The following is a 16,676-nucleotide window of genomic DNA, read 5'->3' as shown; positions in this document are numbered from 1 at the left end:
AATCAAGCAGGGAAGTAGACGTAGTCGATCCAAAGTGGAAGTTCGTGTATTTATCTTGAATGTCGGTTTAAAATTTAAACCAGCCATTCAAATAATAAAAATTGTAGGGTGGATAAGCGAAGCGCCATCCACCTATTTGCGTTCCTATGGTGGATGGCGCTTCGCTTATCCACCCTATAGCCCTAAGGCTTAAGCTTTGCGATGAATACCAAAACCAAATGACAGAGAACCAACACATTCGCGAGTTCCTCAACTACTACTGCACACTCCCGAAGGCGCCTCAATATGCTGTCTTGCTCGTTGGCTTATGGGGAAGCGGTAAGACGTGGTTCATAAAGGACTTTGTCGCAAATCACTTAACTCAATCGGATCGGGTACTATACTTAAGTCTGTATGGTGTACAGTCTTTTGACGATATTGAGTCAGAGTTTTTCAGACTGCTGCACCCCGTACTTGGATCAAAGCCAGCCAGAGTACTGCATCGACTTGCCCGCGGAGTTCTTAAGACATCCCTCAACTTCGATATTGATGGAGATGGAAAGTCAGACGGGAGTATATCAGGTGGGCTACCCACAGAGAAAGTGCTTGAACGCATCTCTCTAGACTCAACCAAGATACTGGTGCTCGACGATTTGGAGCGTTGCTCAATCCCAGTCTCAGACCTTCTAGGTTATGTAAATCAGTTCATTGAGCACGGCGGAATAAAGGCAGTACTCATTGCAAACGAGATGGAGATCCTCAATGCCGCTTCAGGCGCAGGTGCAGGCTACGCTCGGATCAAAGAAAAACTAATTGGAAGAACATTCGAAGTCATCCCTGAAGTCGGTTCAGCGCTCGAGCACTTCGCCGCAGACCTACCAAGCATGCGAGCGCAGCAGGTTGTTCGATCTAACTTTCCGCTGATCACGCAAGTCTATGAGTGCTCCAAATATAAAAACCTACGATTGGTGCGCAATGCACTATGGGACTTTGATAGGCTTCTTCAATCTCTCGAAACGTCAGTTCTGGAATCCGATGAACTTCTAAAGGACCTGCTCGCATTGTTCCTAGCCTATTCGTTTGAGGTTCACAGCGGGGCGGTCAAACCTTCTGAACTCGAAAAGTTGCAAGACCCATGGAGTCATCTGAGGCAAAACAAAGACAAGCCCGATCCCGTCCAACGCTTCCGCGAAATCGGAGCAAAATACTCTGGATTGAATTTATATACATCGCTTGTTCAACAGTCAGTCTGGGTGGCAATCTTCTCTACCGGCTCAGTGCCCCGGGTGGAACTCAATGAATCGCTTCAGAAAAGTAAGTACTTTCAGGACAACGACCAGCCAAACTGGGTCAAGTTGTGGTATGGCACGAACCTAAGTGATAGTGACTTTGCAAGCGTTCTGGCCACAGTTGACGAAGAATGGTCGTCCCGTCTCTACCGGAACCTGGGAGAAGTCGTCCATGTCACTGGTCTATTAATCCGCTACGCCAAGCACGGCATATACAGCCGATCCGTTGAAGACGTCGTAGCATCGGCAAAGGAGTACGTCAACGATCTCTTGGCGAGCGGTGACGTACCGATGATGAAACCCAATACACGATGGCACTTTGAGCGGGAATCTTACGCTGGCCTTGGGTTTACCAGTAAGGAGGAACAAGCGTTCCAAGACTTCTTTGAATATATCGAGGAGCGTCAGGGCATCGCTTTGGAGGCAAGTTTTCCTGCGCAAGCCACGGCACTGCTCTCTCTGATTGACACCGACACAAACCTCTTCTATCGTCGCCTCGTTCTCAACAACGATGCTGAAAACCTCTACTACAACACGGCTATTCTCCACCTAATTGCACCAGCAGACTTCATAAGAAAGTTGTTGAGCACAACGCCTGAGAACAGGAGAACGGTAGCTTACGCTTTCAAGGAGCGCTACAGCTTTGAACAGTTCAATTCTAACCTGCTACCAGAGCTAGGTTGGCTCACTGAAGTTGCCAGTTTGCTTCGAGAGGAAATTGCTGTACGAGCCGGGAAGGTGAGTTCGCTATCGCTGCAATGGTTAGTAGATCCATACATCAACGACGCCATTGCTCAGCTTAGCAAAGTCAAGCCAGCGCTAAGCGAGTGAAGCCTAACCCCTCTCTCATCGACTGGACCCGCTAGGGCAGACGCCGTCTGGCCTGGTTAGCTCGAACGTTAAACGAGCAACTTCTAGCATTAACCGGCCATTCAAAAATTTACCCCGATAGACAACTTTTGGCCGAACCGAGACCAACACTTCCAACCAATTGGTTGGCTAAGGACTAACCCAATTCAACTAAAAAAACGCCAACCTCGCCGCTTCGCGCTCGCCGCCGTCGAAAAAGCGCAAAGCCCATTGGTCGGTAGCGTCCAGAAAGCCGGCTTTGGGATCGGTTTTCTTTTGTTTGGCCGTCCAGCTGACATAGTCGCGGAAGTAGTAATGATCGAACATGCGCATGAACTCGCCCAAATACACGTCGGCGACCGCGGTATCGCCGATGATGAATAACTGGTTTTCGTCGTTAAAGCGGCAGGAGTTGGTGCTGAAGTTGGCCGAGCCGGTGACGACCAAGGGCTTGTCGGAAAGCGGATCTACCAGCAGGATTTTGGTATGCACATGTGCACCGGAATGATGTTTGGATTCGGCCAGCAGCCGGCCTTGCCATTGCTCCAAAATAGATTTTTCATCTATAGCGGCACTGGCCGCCAATTGGGTGTTGGGCGCGTCGTGCAAGGCTTGACCGACTACACTGCGGGTGTTCAACAAGCCCAAGACGTGAGCAGGCGCTGCGGCCAGGGCCGCTTCCAGGTCGTCGTGCATGGCAAACGGCGCGGTAAAACAAATCAGGCGTTTGCTTGCCGTTACCCATTCCGCGCATTCGCCGATGGCTTCGGTAGATTTGCGTGGGCTTAGTACCAGATGCGAACCCGCTGCGGTCGTGGCCGGCGTTTGGGTTAAACCCATCGCCACTTTCCGCGAGTCGGCGCCGGGCAGGCTGGGGTTTTTCCAGACGGTTTGATGCCACTCGAAATATTGTTTGGCGGCTGCGGCATCGCTGATCACGTGGCCGACGTTGGATTGTCCGTAAATCGCGCTATCGGTGAAATTGGTCGAGCCGGTCCACACCGATAGCGGTTTGCCTTTGCCGTTGCTCAACACCATAAATTTGTTATGCGAGATATTCAAGCCGGCACCGGTGCGGGCTTTGCAGACGCTTTTCAGGCCGTATTTTTTGATCTGCGGCGCGGCGTCGAGTGAAGGGCCGTCGCCTTTGGCGTCCAGCAAGCCGTCGTACAAAATCTCCAGCCTGACCTTGCGTTGCTTCGCGCGTTTAAGTGCCTCGAAAAATGCGTCTTTGGCAAATTCGTATAAAAATAAATGTAAGCCTTGTTTGGCTTGGGCCGCGTCGATATAGGCGATCAGGGCCTCCTCCAGGCCACGCGACAGCCAGCGACGGGCGTTTTCATCGACAATCTCGCCGGCCGGCAAATGTGGAAAGCGCGATGCAAAAGCTTGGCTGGCAGCCGCACTGCGGTTGAAATGCACCGCATGACCTTGGCTGCCGATGGCGGCGGGTTGTTCGCAATTGACTTGCACGGCTACCGAATCGAAAGTCTTTAACGCGCCTGGTTTGCCGGTCAGCGCATGGACGGTGTAGGTATAACTGCGCCCAGGCTTGGTAGTGTAGTCACCCCAATGAAATTTCTGGATCGGGTGATGACGGCTGCTAACGCTGGAGCCGTCGTCGCCGGGTAGCTCGAAGCGCTTTAAGCCGCGCAGCCAAGTGATTTCGCCGTTTTCATGGTCTGTGCGTTGGATGCCGAAGCCGAGCAAGCCGCTGCAATAGGCTTTCGGGCAGGTAAATGCCAGCAGCACCACGTAGGTGCCGGCGATCGCTCTGACTTGCAAGCCCTTGGGGCTGATATTAATTTCGCTACGCATGGCCGTCTCCGTTTAGATAGAGTGGATGACAAGTTTAGGTCTGTTAACCCTCGGTTGCGAGGCTGGCAAGCGTCAAGAAATCGCTGTAAAGCCCCCGCAGCTATTTAATATTCCGCACCAAAAAATCCTTTTGCCCGCAAGATTTCGCCGCACTTTTCACCACGTCGGCGCTGCAACTAGCTGTCGCGCCGCTCTTATCCAAACACACGAACATTTCCTTGAAAAACCGTCCGCCGCCGCTGCAGAATGGGGCGATGGCTTGCTCTTTCAGCCAGGGGTTGACGTCGGCAAAGGCGTTTTTCAAAACTTCGGCTGTGGTTCGGAAAGGTTTTTGCGGCCGCTGGTAGGCCTCCGGGATGGCGACTTTGCTTTTCAGTGCTTGCGATAATTGAAAATAACCGGCTTGGGTTAATCCGGAGCAGGTGCCGTGCTTTTCCCATTCGTGTTCGAACAGAAATTCGGACGGATAAAGCTCTGGAAACGCTTGAGCTTGACTAGGTGCGTAGGCTTCCTTGGTGCAAAAGCTTGGATAACCAACGTTGTATTGCGGCCAAAGGCCATGCAGTACCAAACCCAGTTTTTTGCCGCATTGTTCGCGGTCTTTGGGCTGTTCCTCGCAATAGGTGGGTGACCAGGATAAGGCCAGCACATACCCATCAAACTTGCCGGGCTTGCCGTTGGCGGCCAGGGCGGTCGAGAACGCTGCCAAACACAGCAGTAACCAAGCTTTCATAAATTTCTCCAAGTCTTAGAGTTTAGGGCGAGGAATTCGCCGTCTATATTTTTTAGCTCAGTATCAGAGCATAAACTGCTGCCAAATCCGCTCCACTTCCTTGCGCAGTTCTTGAAATTCGTCGCCGTGCGCGGTGGCGCTGAGGCCTTGCAGTACCTGATGATGGCCGTAATCGCGGTAGGCGCAATAGGCTTGTTTTAGCAAGGCGGCATCGGTTGGCGAGATAAAACCGTGCTGCTGTAAACCTTCCAACAGGCGGACGTTGTCCGTGTAAGTCGCTAGACTCGGCTGCTGCGCGGTTTCTGCGAGGACGCCGAACTGGACGATAAACTCAATGTCGGCGATGCCGCCCTGGCTTTGCTTTAGATCGAATATTGCCGGGTCTTTGGGGGCCAGGTTGTCGCGCATTTTTTCACGCATCTCCCGCACCTGGGTTTTCAGTTCTTCGCGATCCCGCGGTAAGGCTAAAATCCGGCCGCGGATGGCTTCGTAGCTGTGTTTCAAACTTTCGTCGCCGGCCACGAAACGGCCGCGCACCAAGGCTTGGTGTTCCCAGGTCCAGGCCTCGTTTTTTAAATACGCTTCGTAATGGTCAATATGCGTGACCAGCAAGCCGGAGTCACCGTTGGGCCGCAAGCGTAAGTCCGCTTCGTAGAGGATGCCGGACAGCATTTTGGTATCCAGAATGTGGCGGATTTTTTGGCCCAGGCGTAAATAAAACTGGCCGGAATTGATCGGTTTTTCGCCGTTGGTTTGCGCGTCGCCGTCGGCGCAGGCATATAAAAATACCAAATCCAGATCCGAGCCATAGCCCAGTTCGATACCGCCGAATTTACCGAAGGCAATGATCGCAAAGTTTTGCGGATCGGGGCCGGTGCCGGGCGGGTGGCCATGCTTGCTGACCAGCATTTGCCAGGCGCATTGCAATACCTGCTCCAGAATGGCTTCGGCGGTCCAGGTTAAATAGTCGCTGACGATCATCACCGGTATCACGCCCATGATGTCGGCGGCGGCCACCCGCAACACATTCAGATGCTTGAACTGGCGCAGCGCAATCATCAGTTGTTCGCTGTCCTGGGTATCGACGCGCGCCAGTTCGCGCTGCAAGTCCTCGCGCAAGGCCTGCTTTTGCAGCGGGTCGTACAGCGAACGGGTATCCAGCAGTTCGTCGAACAGAATCGGATACAGCGACAGATATTCGCAAATCCACGGACTGGCTGCGGCCAGCTTGATCAGCTGATTCAGCGCGTCCGGATTTTCGGCCAGCAAGGCTAGATAGACGTTGCGGCCGGCTACGGCTTCGAATAAATCCAGAATCCGCAGCAAGCTCGCATCGCTTTTTTCGCTGTTTGCCACTTGTTCTATCAATTGCGGCATCAACCGGTCCAGGACACCGGCGCCTTTGCTGGTCATGCGTTTAATCGCATGCGATTCTTTAAAATTGACGAGCGCTTTTTGGATGTTCAGCGGATCGGCAAAGCCATAGTCGGCCAGTGCTTCCAGCGCCAGTTCGTTGTCCGCGGGGCTGGCCCAGATCAAGCGCGCGCTTTGCTGTTTATTGTCCTGTTCGCTGAGCGAAAACACTTGCTCGAAAATATCCTGCACCGACTCGCGGACCTGGTCCAGTTCGGCTTTGAACGCGCTCCAATCCTCAAAGTCCAGTGAATAGGCCAGAATTTGTTGTACCAGCGGGTTAGCGGGTAGGTCGTGGGTTTGTCTGTCCTGGTATTGCTGGATGTGGTTTTCCACGCGCCGTAAAAACCGGTAGGCAAATTTTAAGGTGGCTACATCCTCGACCATCATCAACCCCAGCTCTTCCAGAACGCTGAGGATGGTTTGGATTTCACGTTGCTGCAAGGCGACGTCCTGGCCGCCGCGAATCAACTGAAAGGCTTGGCCGATGAACTCTACCTCGCGGATGCCGCCGGGGCCGAGTTTGACGTTATCGGCACGGTCGCGGCGTTTTAGCTCCTGGGCGATTTGGAATTTTAACGAGCGTAATTCCTCGAACGCGCCGTAATCCAGATAGCGGCGATAGACAAACGGTTTGATTAATGCGGCCAGGTGTTTGCCGGTATTGAAGTCGCCGGCCACTTGCCGGGCCTTGATCATGGCATAGCGTTCCCATTCACGGGCTTGGGTCAGGTAGTAATGCTCCATGCCGTCGAAATTCATGATCAACGGGCCGCTGTCGCCAAACGGGCGCAAACGCACGTCGGTGCGGAACACAAAACCGTCCACGGTAATTTCGTCGAGCATTTTCACCAGTGAGCGGCAGATACGGGTGAAGAATTCGCCGTAGCTGATTTCCTTTTTCTCGGTGAGGACGCCGTCTTCGGCGTAAGCAAAAATCAGGTCGATGTCGGAGGAATAATTCAATTCCCAGGCCCCGAGTTTGCCCATCCCCAGCACCACGATGTTAAACGGCGTGCCGTCGGCCAGCGTGGGTGTGCCCCAGCGCGCGCAAGCCTGCCGATATAAAAAATCCAGCGCGGTTTGAATGCAGACCTCGGCCAAGGCGGTTAAATCCGACAGCGTTTCGTCCAGATCGGACCAGCCGGCCAGATCGCGCCAGGCGATTCTGACCATCTCCCGGCGGCGGAACAGGCGTAATTGTCTGGCCAAGGCGGGTTCGCCGTCGGCGTTGCCGCTCTTTTGCAATGCGGCGGCATAATCGGCGCGGCGCAGCGGGGCGAATAGATCGGTGGATGTCACAAGATCCGGAATCAAATCGGGATGGCGCAGCCAGCTTTCGCTGATAAATTGGCTGCAAACACAAACTTTTAGTACCGAAGCGCAAAATACGGCGTTGTCGAAAACCTGGCGTTGCTCTTGGCTAAGCTTTTCGTCGAGCTTGGTGCAAAAGTCGGAGGCCAAAGTCCGCAGTTCATCCGGCAACAGTACCGTGTGCTGGGACAGCGAATCGAAAAGTGACATAGGCGGGATCCTGTCGGAAGAACGGAAGCAGCATGATACCTAAACTGCAGACGCTACCCTAGATGGCAGCTGAAAAAATATCCACACAGGAATCGGGTAAACTTAAACCAGGCCAGGATGCGGCTGAGCGCCGCATCTTGCAGATTGATCGAACCGGAGCGCAACGCATGAAAACCCTGTATCTAGCCGCACTACTATTGATGTTGAGCGCTTGTAGCCAAAATAATCAGTATGCGTATTTGCAGGGTGGGCGCAGCCAAACCGGCCAGCCGGCCTTGCATGCGGTGCGGGACCAGCGCTTGCATGAATTGATGGACCGGATGAACAGCCTGATGCAGGAGCGGTTTATGACCGAACAGCAATTAGACGTGGAGCGCCGTAAATATTCACGGCAAATCGGCGAAGCAGCGCGGGATTTGGCGGCTACTGTCGAGATCATGATTGCCCGTATGCCCGGTTTGCAGTTAAACGCAGCCGAACAAACCACGTTTCTGGCCCTGGCCGGCAAGCTGCGCGAAGAGATGCGCCAATTGCAGCAGCTGGCCGAGCAAAATCATATAGACGCCATTCCGGATAGCTTGCATGAAATCAACACCACCTGTACCTCTTGTCATGCCTTATTCAGAAAACTGGGGAGCTAGAGGATGAGCAAATTCCTACAACTATGTTTCATGTGGCTGTGCTGTTGGATAGTCAATCCCGCGCATGCGGCTGACGAAGACATCAAGGCTTTGCTGAAAGCCTTGAGTCAGCAAGTCACTCAATTACAGAGCCAGGTTGAGCGTTCCAATTCCAGAATCGAACAGCTGGAGCAGGAGTTACAGCATGTCCGCGCCGAGCAAGTTGCCGCCGGCAAGGCACCGGTCGGCACGGTGCAAGCTGCGGCGGCGTCACCGACAGCGGTAGCGACGGGGAGCACCGGTTCCGCTTTAGTGCGCGAAAAGGCCAAAGAGAAGCCGGCGGTGACGGTTGGCGATGTGAAAGGCACGTTTAAAATTCCCGGCACCGACACTTCGGTGGGTTTGGGCGGGTTCGTGAAAATGGACACCTTGTTTAACAGCGTCAGCGCCGGTCGGGACAGGCTGGGTGACCAGCAACTGGCGATGGCGCAAATTCCGGTGGGTGCGGCCGGTGAACGTGGGCAAATTACCTTTCACGGCAAAGAAAGCCGCTTGTGGTTCAAATCGTTTACCCCGACGACTGACTGGGGCGACATCAACACCTATATCGAGTTTGACTTTTACGGTGATCCGGCAACGTACACATACACGCCGCGCTTGCGCCACGCCTACGGCTCCATCGGTCATTTTCTGGCTGGACAAACCTGGACCACTTTTCTCAATGTATCCGCATTGCCGGATACGTTGGATGTTGGCGGCTCGGCTGGCGCTGTCGCGAGCCTGCGCGATCCTTTAGTGCGCTGGAGCGAGCCGTTTAATTGGCTGGATACGCCGATGGAGTGGCAAGTGGCGTTGGAGGCGCCGCGTAGCCGTTTGTGGGTCGATAGTGCGCTGGAGCCTTCTTCCAGTAAAAGCACTAATCCCAATTTGGATGCAGGGTATTACACGACGCCCAACGCTGATCGTTATCCGGATTTGATGGCTAGGCTCAACCTGAATCCGGATTGGGGTAATGTGTCTTTGGCGGCGGTCGGCAGGCAGTTGCGCTATACCCATGGCACGACGGGTTATCGGCAAGCCGAGTGGGGCGGCGGGGTTAACTTGGCCGGACGGATAAGTACCTTCGGTTTGGATAATATGCGCTTTATGGCGCATTACGGCAAAGGCGACGGGCGCTACGTGTCCACCAATAACACTTTCGCCGACGCGGCGCTGGATCAACATGGCGCTATCGAGCTGGTCAATGCCTACGGCGGCATGTTGTCTTATCAGCATTGGTGGGATAAGCAATGGCGATCTAATGTTACCTATGGTTTTGCGCAGGCGGATTACCCCAGTTACGCAAATACGGTGCTGAGCCGCCAGGTGCAGTCCGTGCATGCCAATTTGCTGTGGAGCCCGGTCAGTCAGGCCATGTTCGGCGTGGAATATACTTATGCGACGCGCGAGTTGATCGATGGTCGGGATGGTGTGTTACAGCGGGTGCAGTTTTCAGCCAAATATAGTTTTTGAATTTGGCTGCAACCCAGTTCAATGGGCCGGGCGGAAGCCGTTAGGTGTGCCGCCAACGGTTATTAGCGTTTGATCTTGAACACTCGGCCCTGATAACGGACGATGATCCCGTCCTCCACTATTTCCTTAAGTTCCAACTGGTCTTTGATCGTCTGGCCGGGTACGTATTTGACCATGTCTATCATCACGAAACGCTCCGCCGGTGTGGGTGAATAGCTAAATACATTAATCGGTAGTGCCGGCAGCGACTGGCGCACGTCTGGGGGCAAGTCTTGTAACGTGGGTAAATCGTTTTGTAGTCTTGCTAGCGCGACTGGCTCCGGTTTTTTTGCTACGGCTTGTTCACTGGGTTCCTCGATGCGTTGCGGAACAAGTTTAGATTGTCGTTCTATCTCGGCTGTCGGCTTGCTAGCCGGCGTTGCTGCGGTGGTTACCGTCGGTAAGGGCTTAACCGGCTGCGCTGGCGCAACGGTCGGTTTAACCCTCTCGACCGGCTCAACCGCTTGTTTTGTGTTAGCGGCGAGTTTCTCGGCTGCCGACGTCGGATTGCGAGGCGGCTCAGTTTTGGGCGTGGGGGCAAGCTTTGCCGGTTTCGGTGGACTATCGGCCGGCAATTGTGGATTTGCTTTCGCGATCAACGGCGCCGCTTCTTCGATATTGACCAGGGGCTGCGCTTTGTCTGCAGGTTTCTGCGGTGCAATACCCAAAAAATAAATCAGAATCGCCAAGTTCAACAGGACCAGCGCCACGATGATCTTGGTCAGGCCGTGTCGTTCCGGCGTTTGCTCGATAGCGATGCGGCTAGTCACCGAGTCGGGCTGCATGGCTTGGCGTTCTCGTTCGGATTTGCGCAATGCATTCAAGATGTAAGACATATCAACAAGCCTAGCGAGTGGTGATTGCCAAATGAGGCGCAGCAGAGGCAGCGCTTTGGTTATCCAGGTGTATCAGGGTGCGGGCGCCGGCTATGCCGTCGGGCGTCAGATGTTGTCGGTGTTGGAAAGCAATCAACTCGGCTTTTAGCGTTTCATCGAACACTTTGGAGGCCGTGTCGCCGGCAGGTTTGCCGGTGATTTTACTTAACCGTTCGCGCAGCCAGAGCACGGCTGCGGATTGCTGCGGGGGGGCGATTTCCGTGACTCCTGGATGCGGCGGCTGCCACAGCAACAAATAATTGCCGTCCCAGAGGGTTAAAAGCTCCGCTAGCGGGATGCTGACGGTGTCCTTCAAACGGATAATCGCCGAATCATGGTCAACGCCGGTCAACAATACATAGCGTTTGGCGCCGGTAGGGTCGGAAAAAGCCAGAATCGCCGGCCGGTTTAAGGTCAGCAGTTCTTGCCAGTTGCCCTTACCGAATAAGCAATTCAAACCCAGGGCTGCCACCGCGGTGCAATCCGCTGCGCGGCCGGCGGGGGCGGATAGATGCCAAGTCTTTAGCGACTCGGTCACGGCTTCGGCAAAGCTGAGGCCGGTCTGATCGAGCTGATCGATAAAGCTGACCGGCTTGGCGGCGGGGATGGGCGCTGCCGGCAGTATGGCTGGTTGGGTAACAGCCGGTTTGGCCGGTTCAACAACGGGCATCGGCGGATGCCAAAACTGCAATCCCGCCCAAGTGCCGACCGCTAAAATCGCGGCGGTTGCGCCATACCAGCGGCGTTTGGTGTTTGCCGACCCCAACACTTCCTGCGCCGCCCGGCGAATGATCGCGGGGTTGATTTCCCGCGCATTGGTGGCGTAAGCGCCCAACAAGGCTCGGTCGCACAGAATATTGATCAGGCGCGGCACGCCTTGCGAATACTGGTAAATCTTGCGGATGGCCGCTGGATTGAACAGGCGATGGTTGCCCTGACAAACCCGCAAGCGATGCCGGATATACGCCCGGGTTTCGTCCAATGACAAAGGGAGTAAATGATAGCGGGCGGTGATGCGTTGATTGAGCTGGCGCAAGTCTTGGCGGGCCAGCAGCGCATTCAGTTCCGGCTGCCCGACCAAGATGATCTGTAACAGCTTGGCTTTACTGGTTTCCAGATTGGTCAGCAAGCGAATTTGCTCCAATACGTCCAGGCTAAGGTTCTGCGCTTCGTCGATCAACAATACCGTGCGCCGGCCTTTTGAATAAGCGGCCAGCAGGTATTGATTGATGGAGTCGATCAGCTGTTTGGCCGCGAAACCTGCATGGCTGATGTCCAATTCGTCGCAGATCGTCGCCAGTAATTCCTGTGCCGTTAATTTAGGGTTCAAAATTAAGGCAATATCCACATTATCCGGCAATTGCTGCAGCAAGCAGTGGCATAACGTGGTCTTGCCGGTGCCTACCTCGCCAGTCAAAGCGACAAACCCACCCCCTTGATTAATGCCATACAGCAAATGCGCCAAGCCTTCCTGATGCCGCTCGCTCATGAACATGAAATGCGGATCAGGCGAGATCGAGAAAGGCAGTTCGCTGAAATTGAAGTATTGCTGATACAAGGTTCTGGCGCTTCAAGGAAATGGTCGCACGATGCTAATTCATACTGGGGGAAATTGCACTTAAAAGTCTGTATCGAGGCGAGCGGGCAGGCGATAACACTAGACGCCAATCGCACTTTAGGTGTCGCTAGCGCGACGGTTGTTTTAATGTCGGGTCTCGGCCCGACAGCCGAGTAACTTTTCTTTGTTTGGCCAAAGAAAAGTCACCAAAAGAAAAGCCACCCGGATGCCGCTTGTTTCCTGCGCTCCAGAGCTTTTGGCGGGGGTTGGCGAAAGGGGCTTCCTGCCCCTTCGCCAACGTGCGGCATCCCTGCCGCACCCCTTCGGGCTATTCCCACCAAAAGCCCCGGTGCTCGGCGCGGCATACGGGGAAAAACCGTCGCGAGCTTCAAGGGCTTTGACGGTTCTTTTGGATTTTGCTCGTAGCTCGTAGGGCGCAATAACCAACGGGCATTGCGCCGTGTGTCGATTCATTCGGCGCATTACGCTAAAGCTAATGCGCCCTACGGGCTACTTGTGCAGCCAATAGTCACGCATGAGTTCATGTGACCAGACGGGCTGATGAACTTCCTGGCGTGGCAGGAACTCAGCCATGACGGGTTTGATGTCGAGCACTGGCGTGCCATTGATGGCATCCAATTCAGCGACGAAAAGCTTGGCCCCTTCCACACGAATCACACGGCAGATCGTGCTGCCGATGCGGTTTGGCCGATTCTTACCACGTTGCGCGAAGATGCCTACGGCTGGCCACGCGCTATTGTTCCGAGGGTGGCGCGCGCCCTTGACAATTTTTGATGGCTCGACTTCATGGAAAAGAAACAGTACTTCGACATGGGAAAAATCAGAAATCCCTTGCAATGCCTCAAAAGTAAATTCCGATGTCAGCGCAATACACGCTTCCTCTCCTCCCCAAAAGTCATCTTCCGCATGAAGCCGAACGGCTTCGACAAATCCGATTGCTGTGACTTGTGAGTGCATTGAAACATTTTCCATTTTGATGCCCAACAAAGAATTAGATAGTTAACTGCACATCTAGCACGAATCCGATCTGGCTGCAATAAGCCTATGTTTTATATAATGTATTTCCTTATGACTGTCTTCCAAGCCATCGAAAATGGCTAGCCGGGTTTCTCCTCGCGGTGAAAAATCAGTGGCGTAGCTGCGAATAGCGAAGCGTATTTGGAGGAACGAGGGGTATGCGAAACATCGTTTGGACCATTTGCGAGATAGCACACGCCCAGAGTGATTAAGGGATTGCCAACATGTGTTCGAACAGCTCGTAGGGCGCAATAACCAACGGGCATTGCGCTGTGTGTCGATTCATTCGGCGCATTACGCTAAAGCTAATGCGCCCTACGGTCTCTCGAAAGCCCACCGAAAACCGGGATGGTTTTCTCCCGTATGCTGCGCCGAGCACCGGAGCTTTTGAACGGATCAGCCCGTTAGGGGCGATGCATGGATGCATCGCGTTGCCGAAGGGGCAGGAAGCCCCTTTCGGCAACCCCGTTCAAAAGCGAGGAGCGCAGGACAAATCGGCAGGATAGCCGATTTGCATGCATCGCACCCGAAGGGCGAGGCACAGGGATGTGCCGAGTGAGCTAAGCGGCATCCGGGTGGCCTTTCTTTTGGTGACTTTTCTTTGGCCAAACAAAGAAAAGTTACTCGGCTGTCGGGCCGACAAATCGGCAGGATAGCCGATTTGCATGCGTTAGCACCCGAAGGGCGAAAAACAAGGACGTTTTTCGTGAAACCGACATTAAAATCAGTCGTCGCGTTAGCGACACAAAATACGAAAGCCAATTAACCGCGTGGGCACAAAAACCGTGCCCACCCTTGGCTACAGGACGGCGTTGGCCCAGAATGAAATGAGGGCCAGCGAAGGCATGCCGTTGGCTCTCCGCTTGAGCACCGGGTTAGCCGGCATTCTTGACGCCTCGTGAAGAGATTTCTGTCCAGAGCGCCAGAGATACGCTGACTCCCTCCGAAGGTTCCGGAGTAATGCCAGGAAAGAGAGAGCGCATTCCCGCAGTTGCTCGAAGCATAAACGGCAGGACGAACTGGACGGGGAGCGACATCATGCGAAGCGCATCTGGACTGCCGGCGCGGAATTCGAAGAGCTGGTGTACAGAGAACGGCGACGTGTGCGCGTACTGCGAAAGCTGCATCGTCACGGCATTAAAGTAGTCGTGATCGATCCCATTCGCTTGGCAACGTTCGCGCTGAGAGTTCATGAATGACGGAGGGTCTTGCTCGTGAACTCGCTTCTGCAGTGACTTGGAAAGACTTCCAAAGTGTTTGTGTTTTACGGCTCGTTCATAGAGCTCCTTCGATGATGCCTGAATGTCGGCAAGCCGAGGGTCCACGGATCCAATGTGTCCAAGCATCTTTGCGCGCCTGTTGGCGTCGTGCAGTTCCCAAAGCAAGAGCCGGAACTCCCGTAGGGCTGGCTCCTGTGGAGTGAGCGCCAAATATGCGAGAGCATCGAATGCTTCGATCGCTGCGCGGGCAAGCACTGAGTTCGATGACAGGTCCCAGAGCTCAGGTTGCGATGAAGACTCTGGCGCGGGAGAGATACGTCGAAGCGTCACGCAGTGCGCCAACAGCTTGACGAATATCTGCTCGGCGTACATCCGGTGCGGCTCAGCCGGCGCAAGCCCGACGAGCGCAGCAGATACGCTGGCAGCATGGTCACCCGCGGCATCAAACTCCGAGAGTATTTCCTTGTAGCGCTGGCGGTCCACTGAGCTTGCCTATGCCGGCTAACAAGTAATTAGATAGTTAACTGTATATCTACTAAAAATCATATATTTCTCCGATAAGTCTTTGTTCGATGTGGTGTATTGCCTTCTGTCTATCACCCCAGGCCATGTAAGGTGCCGGTTGGATCCCGCCACTCAACCCCGCAAAAATGGAGACTGCAACACTATCGCCGCCGCAATCAACACCGCCGCACTGAGAATAGCCCGCAACGTGCGGGTATTGTTACGCTTCAGTTGCTTGCGTAGCTCCAGCATGTCCTTTTGCTGCTGCTGAAGTTGCTGCTGCATGTGCGCGGCGCTTTGCAGGGCTTGGAATACCAGGCCGGGGACTTCCGGGATTTGCTCGGTGATTTCCGGGAATTTGGCAAATAGCTCTTTGATCTTTTTACCCGGACCGACGCGCTCTTTGAACCAGTTTTCCAGAAAGGGTTTGGCGGTTTGCCACAAGTCCAGGTCCGGGTAAAGCTGGCGGCCCAGGCCTTCGATGTTCAATAGGGTTTTTTGCAGCAAGACCAATTGTGGTTGCACGACCATGTCGAAGCGGCGGGCGGTTTGGAACAGTCTTAGCAGTAACAAGCCGAAGGAAATGTCTTTCAGCGGTTTTTCAAAAATCGGTTCGCAGACGCTGCGGATTGCCGCTTCGAACTCTTCGATCCGCGTCGTCGCCGGCACCCAGCCGGATTCGATGTGCATTTGCGCCACTTTCCGGTAGTCGTGGTTGAAGAAGGCCAGGAAGTTTTCGGCCAGATAACGCTGGTCGGAGCTGGACAGGCTGCCGACGATGCCAAAGTCCACCGCCAGATATTTGTCCGGCAATTGCACGAAAATATTGCCCGGATGCATGTCGGCGTGGAAGAAATTATCCCGAAAGACTTGCGTGAAAAAGATTTCCACGCCGCGCTCGGCCAGTTTTTTGAAGTCGGCATTGCCTTTGCGCAGGGCGTCGATGTCGCCGACCGGAATGCCGTAGATGCGTTCCATCACCAAGACTTTGCGGCGGGTCAGCGGCCAATGAATTTCCGGGATGTAGAGCATCTCGGAGTTCTTGAAATTGGCGCGGATCGCACTGGCGTTGGAGGCCTCTCGTACCAGATCCAGTTCGTCGAGTATGGTCTTTTCGAATTCGGCGACGATTTCCATCGCCCGCAACCGGCGCGCATCACTCCAGAAGCGTTCAGACAAACGCGCCAGTTCGTAAAGCAAGCCGACGTCGGAATGAATTTTGTCTTCGATGTCCGGCCGCAAGACTTTAACGATGACTTTTTCGCCGGTGTGCAGCGTGGCGGTGTGTACCTGCGCAACCGACGCCGAGGCTAGCGGTTGCGGATCGAACTCAGCGAAGGCTTCTTCTATAGATTGCCCCAGTTGTTGTTCGATGATGTTGCGGGCCGTGTCGGCGGAAAACGGCGGTACCTTATCTTGCAGCTTCACCAGCTCTTCGGCGATGTCTTCCGGCAGTAAATCCTTGCGGGTGGACAGGGTTTGGCCGAATTTAACGTAGATCGGCCCCAGGTCTTCCAGCGTTTTGCGGATGCGCGCGCCGCGAGGTTCGCGGGAGTTGCTGGTCCAATAATTTGGCGATAAAAACGCGATATAACGGATGGGGCGAAATAAATGGGTTTTTAAAACAATTTCATCCAAGCCATGGAACATCATCACCCAGTTGATATGGATGAGGCGCATCAGAATTTTCGGGCGAATCACGGGG

The 16,676-nt window shown here is 54.2% G+C and carries 11 protein-coding genes; 3 read left to right on the top strand and 8 right to left on the bottom strand.

Annotated features, from left to right (window positions below; translation table 11 throughout):
• Positions 1 to 218: 218 nt before the first annotated feature.
• Positions 219 to 2,099: a P-loop NTPase fold protein gene (locus tag JWZ98_RS17740; RefSeq protein WP_205451230.1), complete on the top strand. Its 1,881-nt coding sequence runs from the start codon at positions 219 to 221 to the stop codon at positions 2,097 to 2,099.
• Between the two features lie 189 nt (positions 2,100 to 2,288).
• Here JWZ98_RS17740 and JWZ98_RS17735 read toward each other — a convergent pair whose 3' ends face one another.
• From JWZ98_RS17735 to glnE, 3 genes are all read right to left on the bottom strand, one after another.
• Positions 2,289 to 3,935: a phospholipase D-like domain-containing protein gene (locus JWZ98_RS17735; RefSeq protein ID WP_205451229.1), complete on the bottom strand. Its 1,647-nt coding sequence runs from the start codon at positions 3,933 to 3,935 to the stop codon at positions 2,289 to 2,291.
• A 100-nt stretch (positions 3,936 to 4,035) separates the two neighbouring features.
• Positions 4,036 to 4,668: a ribonuclease gene (locus JWZ98_RS17730; RefSeq protein ID WP_051670306.1), complete on the bottom strand. Its 633-nt coding sequence runs from the start codon at positions 4,666 to 4,668 to the stop codon at positions 4,036 to 4,038.
• Between the two features lie 63 nt (positions 4,669 to 4,731).
• Positions 4,732 to 7,605 (bottom strand): bifunctional [glutamate--ammonia ligase]-adenylyl-L-tyrosine phosphorylase/[glutamate--ammonia-ligase] adenylyltransferase, encoded by a 2,874-nt coding sequence (gene glnE / locus JWZ98_RS17725; protein WP_165786382.1) that lies wholly within the window; start codon positions 7,603 to 7,605, stop codon positions 4,732 to 4,734.
• A gap of 62 nt (positions 7,606 to 7,667) precedes the next feature.
• Here glnE and JWZ98_RS17720 point away from each other — a divergent pair, with 62 nt between their 5' ends.
• Both JWZ98_RS17720 and JWZ98_RS17715 read left to right on the top strand, forming a co-directional pair.
• Entirely contained in the window at positions 7,668 to 8,246 is a 579-nt protein-coding gene (locus tag JWZ98_RS17720; protein WP_205451228.1) for a cytochrome c, read from the top strand.
• A 3-nt stretch (positions 8,247 to 8,249) separates the two neighbouring features.
• Entirely contained in the window at positions 8,250 to 9,737 is a 1,488-nt protein-coding gene (locus tag JWZ98_RS17715; RefSeq protein WP_205451227.1) for a DcaP family trimeric outer membrane transporter, read from the top strand.
• A gap of 62 nt (positions 9,738 to 9,799) precedes the next feature.
• Here JWZ98_RS17715 and JWZ98_RS17710 read toward each other — a convergent pair whose 3' ends face one another.
• The 5 genes from JWZ98_RS17710 to ubiB all read right to left on the bottom strand — a co-directional run bounded on the left by JWZ98_RS17710 (position 9,800) and on the right by ubiB (position 16,672).
• Complete coding sequence (locus JWZ98_RS17710) at positions 9,800 to 10,612, bottom strand: general secretion pathway protein GspB (protein WP_205451226.1); 813 nt, start codon at positions 10,610 to 10,612, stop codon at positions 9,800 to 9,802.
• 10 nt (positions 10,613 to 10,622) lie between these two features.
• Positions 10,623 to 12,209 carry an ExeA family protein gene (locus tag JWZ98_RS17705; RefSeq protein ID WP_205451225.1) on the bottom strand — a complete coding sequence of 529 codons (1,587 nt, stop codon included), beginning with the start codon at positions 12,207 to 12,209 and terminating at the stop codon, positions 10,623 to 10,625.
• A 510-nt stretch (positions 12,210 to 12,719) separates the two neighbouring features.
• Positions 12,720 to 13,217: an SAM-dependent methyltransferase gene (locus tag JWZ98_RS17700; protein ID WP_240348075.1), complete on the bottom strand. Its 498-nt coding sequence runs from the start codon at positions 13,215 to 13,217 to the stop codon at positions 12,720 to 12,722.
• A 905-nt stretch (positions 13,218 to 14,122) separates the two neighbouring features.
• The gene (locus JWZ98_RS17695) at positions 14,123 to 14,950 is read right to left on the bottom strand and encodes a hypothetical protein (protein WP_205451224.1); all 828 of its coding nucleotides are present in this window, start codon (positions 14,948 to 14,950) and stop codon (positions 14,123 to 14,125) included.
• Positions 14,951 to 15,103: 153 nt separating this feature from the next.
• Positions 15,104 to 16,672, bottom strand: coding sequence for a ubiquinone biosynthesis regulatory protein kinase UbiB (gene ubiB, locus JWZ98_RS17690; RefSeq protein ID WP_205451223.1), 1,569 nt, complete (start codon positions 16,670 to 16,672; stop codon positions 15,104 to 15,106).
• Positions 16,673 to 16,676 lie beyond the last annotated feature (4 nt).

Origin of the sequence: Methylomonas sp. EFPC1, assembly GCF_016925515.1 — a bacterium.
GTDB lineage: Bacteria > Pseudomonadota > Gammaproteobacteria > Methylococcales > Methylomonadaceae > Methylomonas > Methylomonas defluvii.
This window is presented reverse-complemented; position numbering and strand designations above follow the sequence as displayed.

Bases quoted from the DNA above. Each gene is read 5' to 3' on its own strand.
- glnE (WP_165786382.1), bottom strand. From the start codon at position 7,605: ATGTCACTTTTCGATTCGCTGTCCCAGCACACGGTACTGTTGCCGGAT.
- JWZ98_RS17740 (WP_205451230.1), top strand. From the start codon at position 219: ATGACAGAGAACCAACACATTCGCGAGTTCCTCAACTACTACTGCACA.
- JWZ98_RS17715 (WP_205451227.1), top strand. From the start codon at position 8,250: ATGAGCAAATTCCTACAACTATGTTTCATGTGGCTGTGCTGTTGGATA.
- JWZ98_RS17735 (WP_205451229.1), bottom strand. From the start codon at position 3,935: ATGCGTAGCGAAATTAATATCAGCCCCAAGGGCTTGCAAGTCAGAGCG.
- JWZ98_RS17720 (WP_205451228.1), top strand. From the start codon at position 7,668: ATGGCAGCTGAAAAAATATCCACACAGGAATCGGGTAAACTTAAACCA.
- JWZ98_RS17730 (WP_051670306.1), bottom strand. From the start codon at position 4,668: ATGAAAGCTTGGTTACTGCTGTGTTTGGCAGCGTTCTCGACCGCCCTG.
- JWZ98_RS17710 (WP_205451226.1), bottom strand. From the start codon at position 10,612: ATGTCTTACATCTTGAATGCATTGCGCAAATCCGAACGAGAACGCCAA.